We start from the raw sequence: 13,451 nt of genomic DNA, 5'->3' as shown, positions 1-13,451 counted from the left end.
TCTTTCTTTAATCTCCTTGAGAATCTCTCGATTCCCGTTTTGACTAAATTTCTACACTATGAAGTTTTCAAGGTTCTGTCGCCCTTCATTTCAGGCGGCCGCTCCGTTTTGCGGAGCTTTTCTAGTTTATCTCATTTTTTCCAATTTGTCAAGGGCTTTTTTTAGCTTTTTCTCGACGTCCTCGGCTTTGCTTCGGCCCTTCGGCCTCGCTGAGACAACTTTTATATACTACCATGTGCGCTTTGCTTTGTCAACCTCTTTTTTTCGGTCCGTTTCTTCTCTCCCGCGTTGACTCCGCCGCCTCACCTGACAGCTTGTCTATATTACCAAACTTCTTCCCCTCTGTCAACCGCTTTTCTCTTTCTTTTTTACTCTTTTTTTGCAGACCGAAAATCAGGTACAGAATCAGTCCGATCAAATTGAATGCGGCAAAGAAGAAATAGACGCCGCCGGGGCCGAAACGATCCAGCGCCGCCCCGCCGATGAGCTGGCAGACGATCGCGCTGCCGTTGCTGCCCAGAGCATAGTACATAGCCACCGCCATTCCCTCATGGCCGGAGGGGGCCAGCAGATTGACATACCGGACAAATTCCACAAGAATGATCCCATTGACCGCTCCCTGCATAAAAAACAGAAGCGCAAGGATAATATAAGAAGGCTCCAAGCTATAGATGAAAAACCGAATTACCGAAACGCCAATTGCGCCAAGAATGGTTTTCTCCAGGGAAAAGCGCCCGGCCAGCCTGGCAGACCATTGCATGAAGGGCACCTCGCTGCCCACCATGAGAAGCATGACAATTCCCACCCCGGCGATAGTCCCTCCTCCTTCTATATATAGAAAGCTAAAGTATGTATTATTGGCCACATTGGTGCCGCCCACAAAAAAAGTACAAAGAATCAGCTGCATCAATCGCTTATCCCGCAGCAGCATGCGGTAGCTGCCCGTCTTTTTCTGCCGGACACTCTGCCTGACCGATCCGCGGCTTCCTGTCATGAGCATAAGCAGCAAAGCGGATAGAAAAAAACAAATGCTGTAAAACCAAAAAATAGTCTCTAGACCGATCATGGCCGCCAATCTGCCGGAACCGAACACGCCCAGCGCAAAACCAACCGCGCCCCATTTTCGAATACGGCTGAAAGGCAGTGATTCTTCCAAAGTCAGCGAATCGGAAAGAGGCATCACCGGCGCCTGAAAAAAATACATACATCCATATAAAAGCAAAAACAGTGGATACCATCTTATCGCAAGCAAAGAAACCGCGATCAGGGAAGCAGCCAAACACAGCAGCATAATCAACAAATATTTGTTTTTGCTGCCGTCATAAACTTTTCCCCAGAATGCTCCGGCAAAAATAGCCACGCAAGTACCAGCAGCCGTTATAGTTCCGATCTGCGTGCCGGAAAATCCGATGAAGGCCAGATATTGGCCGATCAGCGGCATGAAGGATCCCAAAGCCATAAAGGAAAACGTATACAGCAGGGAAAAACCGACATAACTTCTTTTCATATTTATCATCTCCACTTACTGGGAGTATATCAAAGACTTGTTCGGTACACAATATCATTATATATGTTATACGGAGGTGAATTATTTTGGTAATTATATTAATTCGTACGGTTGTACTGTATCTGATCGTACTGTTTACCATAAGAGTCATGGGCAAATCAGAACTGTCCAAAATGTCCCCGTTTCAATTGGTCGTTATCTTTATGATCGCCGAGCTTGCGGCAATTCCCATCGAATCTTCCACTGCTTCACTCATCAATGGCGTCATTGCGATTTTTACACTGCTCTTCCTGCAGGTATTAATCTCGCTGATTTCGATTAAAAGTGAAACTGTGAAAAATTTTCTCAACGGAAAACCCAGTATTTTAATTGAAAAGGGCGAAATCAATGAACAAGAGCTGAAAAACCTGCGCATATCCATCAACGATTTGATGGAGCAGCTGCGAATCGGCAACGCACCCTCTCTTTCCGATGTGGAGTATGCGGTCATGGAATCAAACGGCGAACTTTCGATTATCCCCAAGGCGGACAAAAAGCCTCTGACTCCCAGCGATATGGACATATCCAAGCAGCAGGAGACCATGCCTTTGATTCTCATAGCTGACGGAACCCTGTACAGAAGCAACCTGCTCGCATTGGGCTGGAACGAAGATGCGTTAAAGAAACATCTGAAGGAGCTTGACTTGAACGGATACGAAGAGGTGTTCTTTGCTTTTTGTGATGAGGCGAAAAAACTTCATGTGTATGTATCCAGCCCGGATAAAAAGAAAGCCACGGAGGTGACATCATGCGCAACTTCATAGTCTCATTGATCTGTCTGGGAGTGCTGGTGGGAGCTTGGTGCGTGTTTGACAATTATTCAGACACCAGACTGCAGGGCTACATTGATCAGATTGAAACTACGATCATTCCTGAGATCGAAGCAAAAAACTGGGATGATGCATACGCTCATTTTGAGGAAGTTTCCGACAGCTGGCACAAATATAAAAAGACAGCTGCCTTCTTCCTTGATACCGACGCCATCAACGAAGCCGATTACTCCATCGCCAAGTCTAAATATTATATTAAGGCTAAGGATGATTCCAATTCAACCGGAGAGCTGGCATGTCTGCAGGAGCAGATGACCTTCCTCCATTACAATGAGTCCTTATCCGCCGGAAACATTTTTTAACTGCAAAAAAATTGGGCATCCGCATTACGCGGCCTGCCCAATTTTATTACATATTTTTACTAGACCCTTTGATACTTACCGCACCGATCCTGAAATGCTCCGATGGACCTGCCCTCATGAAAGAGCCTGATTACATTACACTGATTCGGGCAGTCGCAGCAGGATGTTTCTTTGATTTCCACATCCAGATTTCCCTGGTCAAAGCCTTTGAAGGCGGTCCCTGGCCGGGCCTTTTGTTCCCAGGCCAGCAGCGCGGCCCCATATGCTCCCATGATTCTGTGCTCCTTTGGCACGAAGATTTCCATATCCAGCGCTTCTTCAAATGCGGCTTTCAAACCCTTGTTAGCGGCCACTCCACCCTGAAAGCAGACCTTTGGGAGCAGCTTCTTTCCCTGGGCCACATTGGATAAATAACTGGCCGCCAAAGCCCGGCAGACGCCGGCCAGGAGATTTTCTTCGGAAACGCCCATCTGCTGCTGATGAATAATATCTGACTCTGCAAAGACCGCGCAGCGGCCGGCTATTGGCGCCGGATTCCTGCCCTGAAGCGCAACCTCCCCGAATTTTTCGATGGGGATTCCCATCCTTTCCGCCTGCCGGTCCAAGAATGAACCTGTCCCGGCAGCGCAGACCGTATTCATGGCAAAATCAGATACCAGCCCGTCTTCCAGCAAAATCAGCTTTGAATCCTGTCCGCCGATTTCAATGATAGTACGGATATCCGGGTCGATCTTTGCCGCAGCAACGGCGTGAGTCGTAATTTCATTCTTGATCACATCAGCGCCGGCAAAGGCTCCGGCAAGCCCTCGGCCGCTGCCGGTGGTTCCCGCTTTTCCAATATCCGTCGAATCAAACTGCCGCCCCAGTTCCCTCAGACCCTCGGCGATCGCATTTAACGGTCTGCCCTTTGTCTTTAGATATAATTGTTCTTTTATGCTGCAAGCTTCATCGATCACCACCAAATCCGTACTGATTGATCCCACATCAATTCCCAAGAAATACACGTTTTCTCCTTTCCAGCATATCCACGAACGCTTCTACTCTAGTTTCATATCCTGCATTTGCCTGCATCTCATCGAATACCAGGTGAAGGATTTTCACCCCCTGTTTTTCCTGGACTAAATTGCTGGCAGCCTTTGCAACGATTTCCGGCATACACCCGGCCGGCATAATCTGTATAATTCCGTCCTCTTTAGAGCCCCATATTTCCTCAACCGTTTCCTTAGCATATCCGCCGATACTATAAGGAAGATATGGACTTTTCTTTCCCTTTGAACGTATTGGGAACGCTGAACGGATTGTATGCCCCATCCACCAGCTGATGTTAACTGGTCTTCTCACCGAGCATCCCATCTGCATCAAGTGTTCTTCCAGGTTTTGATTGGCAGCCGATTCAATAGAAGTATAAATTTCTCCTGTAATTAGGACCCTGATCGGCTCACATTCAGGGTTGTGGGAAAGGGCTTTGGCCGCTCTCTCATACGTTTCAATCACGCGGCGGGCACCGGACAGCGTTTCGCTAACCTCCAGTTCTCTTCGAAGCGATCGGAGAAGTCGTACACACTCGCCAGGATGACTGGTATAACCCGCCCTAGCCTTAATCTTTGTTTCCAGGCGGTCAAGTGAGGTCATTAATCGGATACTGCCGCCCAGTACGCGTATTGCCTGGAGAACTGACGCATCGCTTTCGCTTCCCGCTAGGGCCAGACGCTGCAGCCACTCCTTATATCCAATCGATTTGGGCGTATCCATGAGGATCCACTCCATCTTATAACCAGCACGGCCTAGGACTTGTTTCAGCAGTTCGCCATATTCCCCTAATCTGCACGGCCCCATGGTTGCCGGCATAATTACACGCCGTGCTCCCAGCTCATAAGCTTCGATCAAATTTCCCGCCATAAATTTAAAAGGCAGGCACATTTCTTCTGGTGAAACGGACTTGCCCTTTTCCAACGTTTTTCCCGAATTGGCCGGCGGTACGACGGCCGGTATCCCCAGTTCCTTGAAAGCCAGCGCCGCTGCCAGATATGCGGGACCCAAATGGGGAAACGTCACCTTCATGCCTGCCGCCTCCCCTTCAGAACTTCGGCAAAAGCCTCCAGCCTGGTATCAAACCCAGCCTCGCCCCGCTGTTCGTCCAGTTTTAACACCAGCAAAGGGAGTCCCTTAAGGTTGTTCTTCAGCATTTCCACGGTAAAGGAATCCGTTCCGCATGAAAAGGAAGAAAGATAAACGATGCCGTCGATTCCTTTTTTCCGCAGTGCCTCCATGCTCCCAAAATTGTTCACAAAAAAAGACCAATATGGTTTTTTCATCAGATCGGTATAGGCAAGGCCGTTGTCTTTTTCTTCCCGTGGCACCCGCTCCTCGGTTACCACGCCAATCTTCATCCCATGCAGCTTATTGATCAAATCCATATTAATAAAAGAATCATAAATATTGTAGCAGTGACCTGCTAGAAAAACCTTATAATCATAGCCTTCCTCATCCAGCCCCTTTAGGGCCATCTCTTGCGTCAATAGAGCGTTGAGAAAATTTACCTTAAAATCCATTCTGCGCACGCCTAATTTTTTACACGCTTTCCAAAGGGCTTTTTCTAATTTTTTACGGTCGTGCAAATAAAGGGGGTCGGTAAAAATCAGCTTGTCTTCCACGCCTGCTGCCGCAGCCAGATCTGCTGCTCCTGCAACCTTGGGACATATTGATTCTCCGTATTCCGTATTCATGATCCGGGGCAGAACAATCGCGTCACAGCAATCAGCCAGTTTTTTTACATGGCCGCACATCACTTTGACCGGCAGGCATGCCTCGTCAACGCAGGCCAGGTTCCCTTGTTTTAGAGTCTCCTGATCGGTATCCCCGCTTATTTCCACCTGGATTCCCAGGCCCTGGCAGAATGCCTCTACAAAGGGTTTATAGGCATAATAAAAATATGCTTTTGGTATTCCGACACGCATAAAAAAACCTCCCGTCAAACCGTCTCAAGGTTATTGTTGACAGAAGGTTTCCATTTTATTCTATGATCTCGTACATGTCAGCAGCATCTTCTTTCCGGCTGGAGTCCAAGAGCTTAATTACCCGCGCCGTTACACTGCTGCTCCCGAACCGGATGTGTATCACATCTCCCTCTTTTACTTCCGTTCCCGGCTTTGCGACTTTATCGTTTACCAAGATCCGTTCCTGTTCACATGCTTCTTTTGCCACAGTCCGACGTTTGATTAATCTTGAGTTTTTAAGAAATTTATCGATTCTCATTTTCACCTCTTAAAAAAAACAGGGCAACTGGCGTTGCCCTTTATTTCTATCGCTTATTTGTTTACTGCATCCTTAAGCGCTTTGCCTGCCTTGAAAACAGGAGCCTTTGATGCGGCAATTTTAATGACTTCGCCTGGTTTTCTCGGGTTTCTGCCCTGTCTGGCTTTTCTCTGACGAGTTTCAAAAGTACCGAATCCGATCAACTGTACCTTTTCCCCTTTTACCAGAGCTTCCTCAACGCTGGAAACAAATGCATTCACTGCAACTTCCGCGTCTTTCTTTGTAAACCCTGTCTTTTCTGCTACTGCAGCTACCAATTCAGCCTTATTCATCAATAATTCCTCCTTAAAAAATAAATTAGTATTGATCAAGCGGTTTGTCCCACTCTGCTTGCTAAAAGCTTTTTTTAATAATCTCTAGTAAGTTCCTCCACTCTCTCTGATGCTTATTGTCCCATTTTTCAATGGTTTTGTCAACAGTTTTGCATCAGTTTGACTAAAAAAAGGGCATTCCTACGGGATTGCTTCATTACTTTATGAATTTATCTAAAATGCGGACGATTTTATCCCCCTTCGGCATCTTCGCAACTTCTTCTTTTGTCACTGTTTTCGTTGCAAATACCATAATTCCATATACTACCATTGCCAAAAGAATTGCTGCAACCGTTGCCAGCCTGCTCCCGGATAACACCGTAAACAGAATCTTGTAGCTGCCCCACGCGCAGATCGCCATTACCACGGATGAGATAAGCGGTTTTACTGCCGTAGACATCAGATCGAACTTGGTACCCGTATGTTTGCGCACAGCAATGATGTTCAGTACGGAGGCGATCAAATAGGCAGTCACCGTTCCCGCGGCGGCTCCCAATATATTGATAGACTTAATTCCTGTTAAAGTCCATGTTATGATAATTTTAACTACAACTCCGATGGCCAGGTTGCGGACCGGAATCATCTGCTTGCCCACACCTTGAAGTACGCCGGTGAGTGTCTGTACCGTAGAAAGAAAGACAACCCCTACTGACATTACCATCAGACAGGGAGCAGCGCTGATCGCACTGGCCTCCCGGGCCGGGTACAGGAGAACCAGAATCGGCTCAGCCAGGGCAAAGAGACCTAATGCACAGGGAAGCCCCAGGATAACCGCCATTCTCAGTCCAGTGGACACATTTTCCTGTAAGTAACGAATATCTTTTTGTTTATACGCCGCTGCCACAAGGGGCACCAGGCTCATGGCCACCGCCTGGGTCAGCACCTGAGGGAAGTTAATCAGCGATCCTGCAAAAGCGCTCAGCTGGCCGTACATCGCCCTTGCTTGGGTCGGATCCCAGCCCGCGTCCTGGAGCCGTTTAACCACAATTGTTACATCCACCAGGTTTACAATGGGCATGATCGCCGCGCCAATGGTGATGGGAACGGCAATAATCGCAATTTTTTTTAAAATCGAAGAGCTCGGTTCCACTCTACGCATTTTTCGCTGAGTTTTGATTCTTCTCTTTAATTTGCCCTTACTCATGGAATAGACGATCAGCATGACCAGAAGGCCTCCTACTGCTCCCGCGGCTGCCCCCAAAGTCGCACCCGCGGCTCCGGTCTCTTCCGGCTGGAACTTGCTTGCAGAACCCAGTGCTGCCGCACTGTGGAAAAAGAAGTAAGCCAAACTGAGACCTACCGCTACACGGAACACTTGCTCGATTACCTGGGAAATCGCAGTCGGTTTCATATCCTGCATGCCCTGAAAATAACCTCTGTAGGAAGCCATTACCGGTACAAAGAGCAGTGCCGGAGAAATGGCCCGCATAGCCAGTGCCGCACCAGGCACATTGACTTTTTCCGCAAAGAATTCAGCGCCGAAGAAAACGACCACAAAGGATACCGCACCAATGGCAAGCATTAGTATCCTGGAGATTTTAAAGACTCGGTGAGCCTCTCCGAACTGTCCGAAGCTGACCCGCTCAGAAACCATTCTCGAAATCGCCACCGGTATACCCGCTGTCGCCAGAATCAGAAAAAAATTGTATACATAATAGGCCGGGTTGTAGTTAGCCATGCCAACATCGCCGATCCAATTTCCCAGGGGGATCCTGAAAATTGCCCCCAATACTTTTACCATCAGCCCGGCTACCGCCAGGACTGCTGCTCCCTGTACAAAGGATTTCTTAGCCATAATTCCTCCTATACCCCTACAGAGCCTTCAAGATTTGTTTTGTAGCTCTGGTTGCTTCATAGATCGTTTTTTCCACATCAATTGTGAAATGTCTTCCATTTTCATAAAGGATTTTGCCGTCCGCCATCGTCATAAGCACATCACTTCCGGATGCGGAATAAACCACATTGTTGCATAGATCATGAACCGGATGCATATGGGGTCCGCTGATATCCAAAACGATTAGATCCGCCTTATACCCTTCCTTGAGCAGACCGCTGTCCGTTCTCCCCTGGGACAGTGCGCCCGCCCTGGTGGCAGCGTATAAGGCCTGCTTCGGCGTAACAGCCGTTGGATCGCCCAGCTTTTCTTTGGCCGCCGTAGCCAAGTATTTCATTTCTTCAATGAAGTTAAGGCTGTTATTGCTGGCAACGCTGTCCGTACCCAAAGAAACATTGATCCCCATATCCAAGAGCTTCGGCACATTACATACACCGCTGGCCAGTTTCATATTGCTCACCGGATTGGACGCTACCGTCACCCCCTTTTCTTTGAGAATATGGAAGTCGTCGCCTTCGACCCAAACGCAATGGGCTGCCGTTGTCGGCGTATCAAAGAGGCCCAGCTTATAAAAATAAGCTGCAGGTGTCATCTGGTGTCTCTGTTTACATTCCTCATGTTCGGACTTTGTTTCAGAAAGGTGTACATGCATGCCAGCGCCGATGGATTTGGCATAGTCCGCCATTTGCCGGACAATCTTCGGCGTCGAAGTGTATTCTGCGTGAATGCTCATATCCACTTTGACCCTGCCGTCGGCATCGTTATGATGGTTCTCATACAGCGCTTTCATTTCCTTCGCGCCAACAAGGTCAAAGAGATTGGAATCGTCAAAACAGGTGATCGACCTGGAAATATTGTTTTTTGCTCCACTTTCTATGACAGCCCTCACCATGTCTTCCGAAAAATAATACATATCCGTAGTGGATACGATTCCAAAGCGGATCGACTCTGCCATAGCGAGCAGCGTGGCCCAATAGACTGCATTTCCGTCCAGCTGGGCTTCGAAAGGAAAGATTTTTTTGTTGAGCCAATCTTGCAGCACCAGATTTTCTCCGTAACCGCGCATCAGCGTCATCGGCGAGTGGGCATGCGTATTGTAAAACCCGCTCATCAAAAGTTTTCCTTTTCCGTCGTAGACCCGGCCAAAAGCCTTTTGGGGAGCCTCCTTACTAATATAAGTAATCGTCTGTCCATCTATTCCAACATACATATTTTCAACAGCATGAAAATGTTCATCAATTATGGTTATGTTGCTAAACAGCATTTTTATCCTCTCCCTTGCCAATTTTTCAATAGCGGGAATTATTATATCACAAATGGGCATGAATACCAACCCTGCAATTCCTACATCAATGGCGCTACCAAGCGCAAAACCCGGCCTAAAAGCTTTTTAAATACATTGTACTGACGGCAGTCCTCCTTGGTAATCTTCTGGCACTTTTCCAAAGTCCTTTGAAAATCTTCTTCCGCCGAGGCCACGGCTGGATTTTTATAGATAAAAACCGCATCCTCAAAATGCAGGTAAAGGCTTCGGAAATCCAGGTTAATCGTCCCGACAACTGCCTTTTCATCATCACTTGTGAATACCTTTGCATGCACAAAACCTGGCGTATATTCATAGATTTCCACACCGGCATCGATCAGTTCACCATAATAAGTGCGTGCCAAAAGATAGGCATAGATTTTATCCGGCACATGGGGCATCATAATAATGACCTCCACGCCCCGCTTGACTGCATAGGTCAAAGCCGTAATCATTTCTTCATCCAGAATCAGATAGGGCGTCATAATATGAACATAGCGCTTGGCATTATAGAGAATATCCATGTAGACCCGTTCTCCTACATATTCGGTATCATACGGGCTGTCGCCATAGGGAATCACATAGCCTTCGGCCGGCAGATCCATTGCTGGTTCAAAGCCGCTGCGAATATATTTGGCAGTTGGCGTCGGTGTATTGATTTCAGCAATATCCCACATCTGAAGAAACATGAGGGTAAAGCTTTTCACTGCATCGCCTTTGACCATGACCGCCGTGTCTTTCCAGTGTCCAAATCGTTCAATTTCGTTGATGTATTCGTCGGCCAGATTGATCCCTCCGGTAAATGCAGTGTGCCCGTCGATAACGAGAACTTTTCGGTGATCCCGGTTGTTCTGATGGGTCGATAAAAACGGCATGATGGGAGCAAAAACCTTACATTTGATGCCCATCTTCCGCAGTTTGTCCGGGTATTTGGGCGGCAGCAGGGAGAGGGAACAGGTGCCGTCATACATGAAGCGGACTTCAACTCCTTCCTTTACCTTTTGCGCCAAAATCGCCAAAACCGTGTCCCACATGAAACCTTTATCTACGATAAAATACTCCATGAAGATAAATTCTTTTGCTTCTTTGAGCGCTTTGACCATTTCCCGGAATTTATCTTCACCTGAAGGGAAGTATTTTACCTGGGTATTTTCATAAGTCGGATAGTTACCGCTGTCATGGATGTATTTGGCCAGCCCCGCCGTTTCCGGGGATTCAGCCTGCAGGCGCGTTAGCAGCTGGGGGTCCTGCGCTAAATAGGGCCGCTGATGTTCAATCGTGCTCTCAATTCGGCGTGCAATAAATCTAGTTCCTGGCTGTACCCTGGTAAAAAGATAAAAAACCACGCCAAAAAATGGAGTAAACATAATTAGCATGATCCAGGTCAGCTTAAAGCTGGCATTTTGTCTGGCATTGAGTATATAGAGCAGAATAATCAAGGAAATAAAGCCTATTATATAGTTGAAAAGAAATACATATTTATCTAAAAGGGCAAATCCGCCTATGAGTACCGCTACCTGAAAGAGCAGCAACAACACCAGTAAAGTGGTTCTTCCAAACAGTAACTTCCATAAACCTTTAATTTTTCGCATATTCATCTCCAAGCTTTCGTTACGGCATCGGCCGTTTGAATCAGCCGGCGCAGTATCAAAATGGCCTTTTCTGCGACGATACTGCGCACATCCTATTAAGAATGTTACTATCTCCGTTAATAAATGTCAAAGATTTTAGGCTTATTTTTCTTTTGCAGGCAGTATATTTCATTTATTTTAGCAAAGACTATCTTTGAACACAAAAGATCAACAACGAAGAAAGGATTATAAGCTATGAAAGCAACAGGAATTGTAAGAAGAATCGACGACCTGGGAAGGGTGGTGATTCCCAAAGAAATAAGAAGGATCCTGCGCATACGCGAAGGTGATCCGCTGGAGATTTATACCAGCAGCAATGGGGAGGTGATCCTGAAAAAATACTCTCCCATCAACGAGCTTGGTCAGTTTGCCGGCGAATATGCCGAAACAGCGGCATCGATTCTGGACAGCACTGTCATTGTTTCCGATACGGATCAAATTGTTGCGGTATCCGGCGGAAGCAAAGCTGAATATATGGATAAGAAAGTGGACTATGAGCTCGACAAAATCATTCAAAGCAAGACCAGCTTCCATAATGAGGCCAAGATCGTGGTTCCAATTTTGGCCCACGGAGATGCCATCGGATCAATTACCATTCTGCCCAAGCAGAACCGCACCCTTACTGATGTGGAACTTAAGGCGGCTGAAATTGGAGCTTCTTTCCTCGCCAAGCAGATGGAACACTAAGGCGCCGCAGCCCATATAAAAACACCACCTCCGAAAGCAGACGGAAGCTGCTTGGGAATGTGGTGTTTTTTTACGGTTCTTTTATTTGTTAACCCTTGGTCCTGCGTATTGATGTTTTGGATTGTTCACCCAAAGTTCGTCCGCGATCGGCTCCCATTTATCAGCAGCAGCAAAGCACTTGGCGCAGAGGTTATCAACATCCTCCGGGCTCTGCATATCCGTCGAATGAGCGCCGCTGGCTTTGACCATTTCCGCCAATTTTCCTTTGTTATCCAACAGCGGGCACGGCCTCAGCATATTATCATTGAAGGGCTGATTATCGTGATACTGCATGAAGAGCGGCTTCTGGTAAGCTTCCAGCAAGGTTGTATCTTTAATATTGCAGTCCGAGTAATGGATGAACGCACACGGTTCAATGTCGCCGTTGGCGTTGATATGCAGATAAGAACGCCCTCCTGCAATGCAGCCGCCGACGAATTCTCCGTCGTTCCAAAAGTCCATGGTAAAGATCGGCTTTGTGGTTCGGAACTTTCGGATCTGACGATACATGAACGCTCTCTGTTCCGGCTTTGCAAGAAGCGACGGTTCGGCATCCGTTCCAACCGGCATATATGTAAAGTACCAGGCAAATTTGACGCCTTTTTCAATCATCGCGTCGAAAAATTCCTCACTGCCAAGGACTTCCGCATTGGTGCTGGTGTAGCAGGTGGAAATTCCAAAGGGCAGCTTTCTTTCACGCAGGATATCCATCGCCTTCATAATGGCCTGATAAGTACCTTTTCCTCTTCTTTCGTCGGTCTCCTTTTCAAAGCCTTCAATGCTCATGGCCGGTATGAAATTCTTTACCCGCAGCATTTCATCGGCAAAGGCTTCATCGATCAGCGTTGCGTTGGTGAAGGATAAAAATGCGCAGTCATCGTGGGTTTCGCAGAGGCGAATGACGTCGTCTTTTCTCACCAGCGGCTCACCGCCTGTGAAGATATACATATAGGTACCCATTTCTTTGCCCTGGGTTACAATGCTGTCCAGCTCTTCAAAGGTGAGGCTCATATGATGGCCGTAATCCGCCGCCCAGCAGCCTATGCAGTGCAGGTTGCAGGCAGAGGTGGGATCCAGCAGGATCGCCCACGGTACGTTGCAGTTGTACTTTTCTTTTACTTTCAGTTGTTTTTTCGGCCCCAGCATACCGGCATTAATGATAAAATTTTCGAAGAGTTTTCTTCGAATTCCGTCATCGCAGTCTGTCCAGAGACTCTTGATCAATTTATACCAGTTATTGTCCTTGTCATTGATGTACTTTTTGATGACTCTTACTTGAGGTGTCAGGCTGTCGCCGCCGATATCGTGTTTCAGCAGCCAGTCAACAATCTTTGGTATGTTTTGATCCGGATCCTTATCCACATAGGATATGACCGTTTTCAGGCCCGCAGCCTGAAGTTTTTCCTTCAGTGTTAAGTCAGCCATTGTTACACATCCCCCCAACATTTGTATGATTAGTATAATTATAGCACCCTATTAAGGTGAAATGCAAGGGGGCGGGCTGAGAGGGCGGGTGGATGCAGAAAAACGAAAATTGTAGGTTTTTGTATTTATTTCATGGGCTCGCAGTACTTATTTGTTTGTAAAACATAAAAAATTTCATTTTTGGGGTTTCAAAATGGGAAAATTGGTAAAGTCAAACCCTGCAGCCTG

Annotated in this window: 13 protein-coding genes; 3 read left to right on the top strand and 10 right to left on the bottom strand. The window is 47.2% G+C overall.

All coding sequences use genetic code 11. The features are described from left to right. Positions 1–250 precede the first annotated feature (250 nt). Positions 251–1,507 (bottom strand): MFS transporter, encoded by a 1,257-nt coding sequence (locus LG211_RS17880; RefSeq protein ID WP_269478131.1) that lies wholly within the window; start codon positions 1,505–1,507, stop codon positions 251–253. 86 nt (positions 1,508–1,593) lie between these two features. Here LG211_RS17880 and LG211_RS17875 point away from each other — a divergent pair, with 86 nt between their 5' ends. Further along, complete coding sequence (locus tag LG211_RS17875) at positions 1,594–2,310, top strand: DUF421 domain-containing protein (RefSeq protein WP_148399184.1); 717 nt, start codon at positions 1,594–1,596, stop codon at positions 2,308–2,310. Continuing rightward, positions 2,295–2,678: a DUF4363 family protein gene (locus LG211_RS17870; protein WP_148399183.1), complete on the top strand. Its 384-nt coding sequence runs from the start codon at positions 2,295–2,297 to the stop codon at positions 2,676–2,678. Before LG211_RS17875 ends, LG211_RS17870 begins: the two co-directional genes overlap by 16 nt. 59 nt (positions 2,679–2,737) lie before the next feature. Here LG211_RS17870 and LG211_RS17865 read toward each other — a convergent pair whose 3' ends face one another. The 8 genes from LG211_RS17865 to cls all read right to left on the bottom strand — a co-directional run bounded on the left by LG211_RS17865 (position 2,738) and on the right by cls (position 11,033). Further along, entirely contained in the window at positions 2,738–3,682 is a 945-nt protein-coding gene (locus tag LG211_RS17865; RefSeq protein WP_269478130.1) for an acyl-CoA dehydratase activase, read from the bottom strand. Beyond that, complete coding sequence (locus LG211_RS17860; RefSeq protein ID WP_148399181.1) at positions 3,663–4,739, bottom strand: 2-hydroxyglutaryl-CoA dehydratase; 1,077 nt, start codon at positions 4,737–4,739, stop codon at positions 3,663–3,665. The genes LG211_RS17865 and LG211_RS17860 overlap by 20 nt, the downstream gene beginning before the upstream one ends. Continuing rightward, positions 4,736–5,635 (bottom strand): acyl-CoA dehydratase activase-related protein, encoded by a 900-nt coding sequence (locus LG211_RS17855; protein ID WP_148399180.1) that lies wholly within the window; start codon positions 5,633–5,635, stop codon positions 4,736–4,738. The genes LG211_RS17860 and LG211_RS17855 overlap by 4 nt, the downstream gene beginning before the upstream one ends. 55 nt (positions 5,636–5,690) lie before the next feature. Beyond that, positions 5,691–5,933 carry an RNA-binding S4 domain-containing protein gene (locus LG211_RS17850; protein WP_148399179.1) on the bottom strand — a complete coding sequence of 81 codons (243 nt, stop codon included), beginning with the start codon at positions 5,931–5,933 and terminating at the stop codon, positions 5,691–5,693. 53 nt (positions 5,934–5,986) lie between these two features. After that, positions 5,987–6,265 (bottom strand): HU family DNA-binding protein, encoded by a 279-nt coding sequence (locus tag LG211_RS17845; RefSeq protein ID WP_148399178.1) that lies wholly within the window; start codon positions 6,263–6,265, stop codon positions 5,987–5,989. Positions 6,266–6,461: 196 nt separating this feature from the next. Continuing rightward, positions 6,462–8,099: a putative polysaccharide biosynthesis protein gene (locus LG211_RS17840; RefSeq protein ID WP_253020040.1), complete on the bottom strand. Its 1,638-nt coding sequence runs from the start codon at positions 8,097–8,099 to the stop codon at positions 6,462–6,464. Between the two features lie 16 nt (positions 8,100–8,115). After that, positions 8,116–9,402: an amidohydrolase gene (locus LG211_RS17835; protein ID WP_148399176.1), complete on the bottom strand. Its 1,287-nt coding sequence runs from the start codon at positions 9,400–9,402 to the stop codon at positions 8,116–8,118. An 80-nt stretch (positions 9,403–9,482) separates the two neighbouring features. After that, positions 9,483–11,033 (bottom strand): cardiolipin synthase, encoded by a 1,551-nt coding sequence (gene cls, locus LG211_RS17830; RefSeq protein WP_269478129.1) that lies wholly within the window; start codon positions 11,031–11,033, stop codon positions 9,483–9,485. 234 nt (positions 11,034–11,267) lie between these two features. On the opposite strand from cls, the gene LG211_RS17825 reads away from it, so the two are divergent. Further along, positions 11,268–11,759, top strand: coding sequence for a stage V sporulation T C-terminal domain-containing protein (locus LG211_RS17825; RefSeq protein WP_148399174.1), 492 nt, complete (start codon positions 11,268–11,270; stop codon positions 11,757–11,759). Positions 11,760–11,840: 81 nt separating this feature from the next. Here the strand turns inward: LG211_RS17825 and LG211_RS17820 are convergent, their stop codons facing one another. Continuing rightward, on the bottom strand, positions 11,841–13,223 hold the full coding sequence (locus tag LG211_RS17820) for a radical SAM protein (RefSeq protein WP_269478128.1): 1,383 nt from the start codon (positions 13,221–13,223) through the stop codon (positions 11,841–11,843). Positions 13,224–13,451 lie beyond the last annotated feature (228 nt).

Origin of the sequence: Hominibacterium faecale (assembly GCF_020734085.1) — a bacterium.
Classification (GTDB): Bacteria; Bacillota; Clostridia; order Peptostreptococcales; family Anaerovoracaceae; genus Hominibacterium; species Hominibacterium faecale.
The sequence above is the reverse complement of the archived record's forward strand: the minus strand, read 5'-3'. Positions and strand labels throughout refer to the sequence as shown.

What these genes read in the sequence shown, in the direction of transcription:
- LG211_RS17825 (WP_148399174.1), top strand. Translation starts at nt 11,268, where the DNA reads ATGAAAGCAACAGGAATTGTAAGAAGAATCGACGACCTGGGAAGGGTG.
- LG211_RS17855 (WP_148399180.1), bottom strand. Translation starts at nt 5,635, where the DNA reads ATGCGTGTCGGAATACCAAAAGCATATTTTTATTATGCCTATAAACCC.
- LG211_RS17850 (WP_148399179.1), bottom strand. Translation starts at nt 5,933, where the DNA reads ATGAGAATCGATAAATTTCTTAAAAACTCAAGATTAATCAAACGTCGG.
- LG211_RS17820 (WP_269478128.1), bottom strand. Translation starts at nt 13,223, where the DNA reads ATGGCTGACTTAACACTGAAGGAAAAACTTCAGGCTGCGGGCCTGAAA.
- LG211_RS17840 (WP_253020040.1), bottom strand. Translation starts at nt 8,099, where the DNA reads ATGGCTAAGAAATCCTTTGTACAGGGAGCAGCAGTCCTGGCGGTAGCC.
- LG211_RS17845 (WP_148399178.1), bottom strand. Translation starts at nt 6,265, where the DNA reads ATGAATAAGGCTGAATTGGTAGCTGCAGTAGCAGAAAAGACAGGGTTT.
- LG211_RS17870 (WP_148399183.1), top strand. Translation starts at nt 2,295, where the DNA reads ATGCGCAACTTCATAGTCTCATTGATCTGTCTGGGAGTGCTGGTGGGA.
- LG211_RS17835 (WP_148399176.1), bottom strand. Translation starts at nt 9,402, where the DNA reads ATGCTGTTTAGCAACATAACCATAATTGATGAACATTTTCATGCTGTT.
- LG211_RS17860 (WP_148399181.1), bottom strand. Translation starts at nt 4,739, where the DNA reads ATGAAGGTGACGTTTCCCCATTTGGGTCCCGCATATCTGGCAGCGGCG.
- cls (WP_269478129.1), bottom strand. Translation starts at nt 11,033, where the DNA reads ATGCGAAAAATTAAAGGTTTATGGAAGTTACTGTTTGGAAGAACCACT.
- LG211_RS17880 (WP_269478131.1), bottom strand. Translation starts at nt 1,507, where the DNA reads ATGAAAAGAAGTTATGTCGGTTTTTCCCTGCTGTATACGTTTTCCTTT.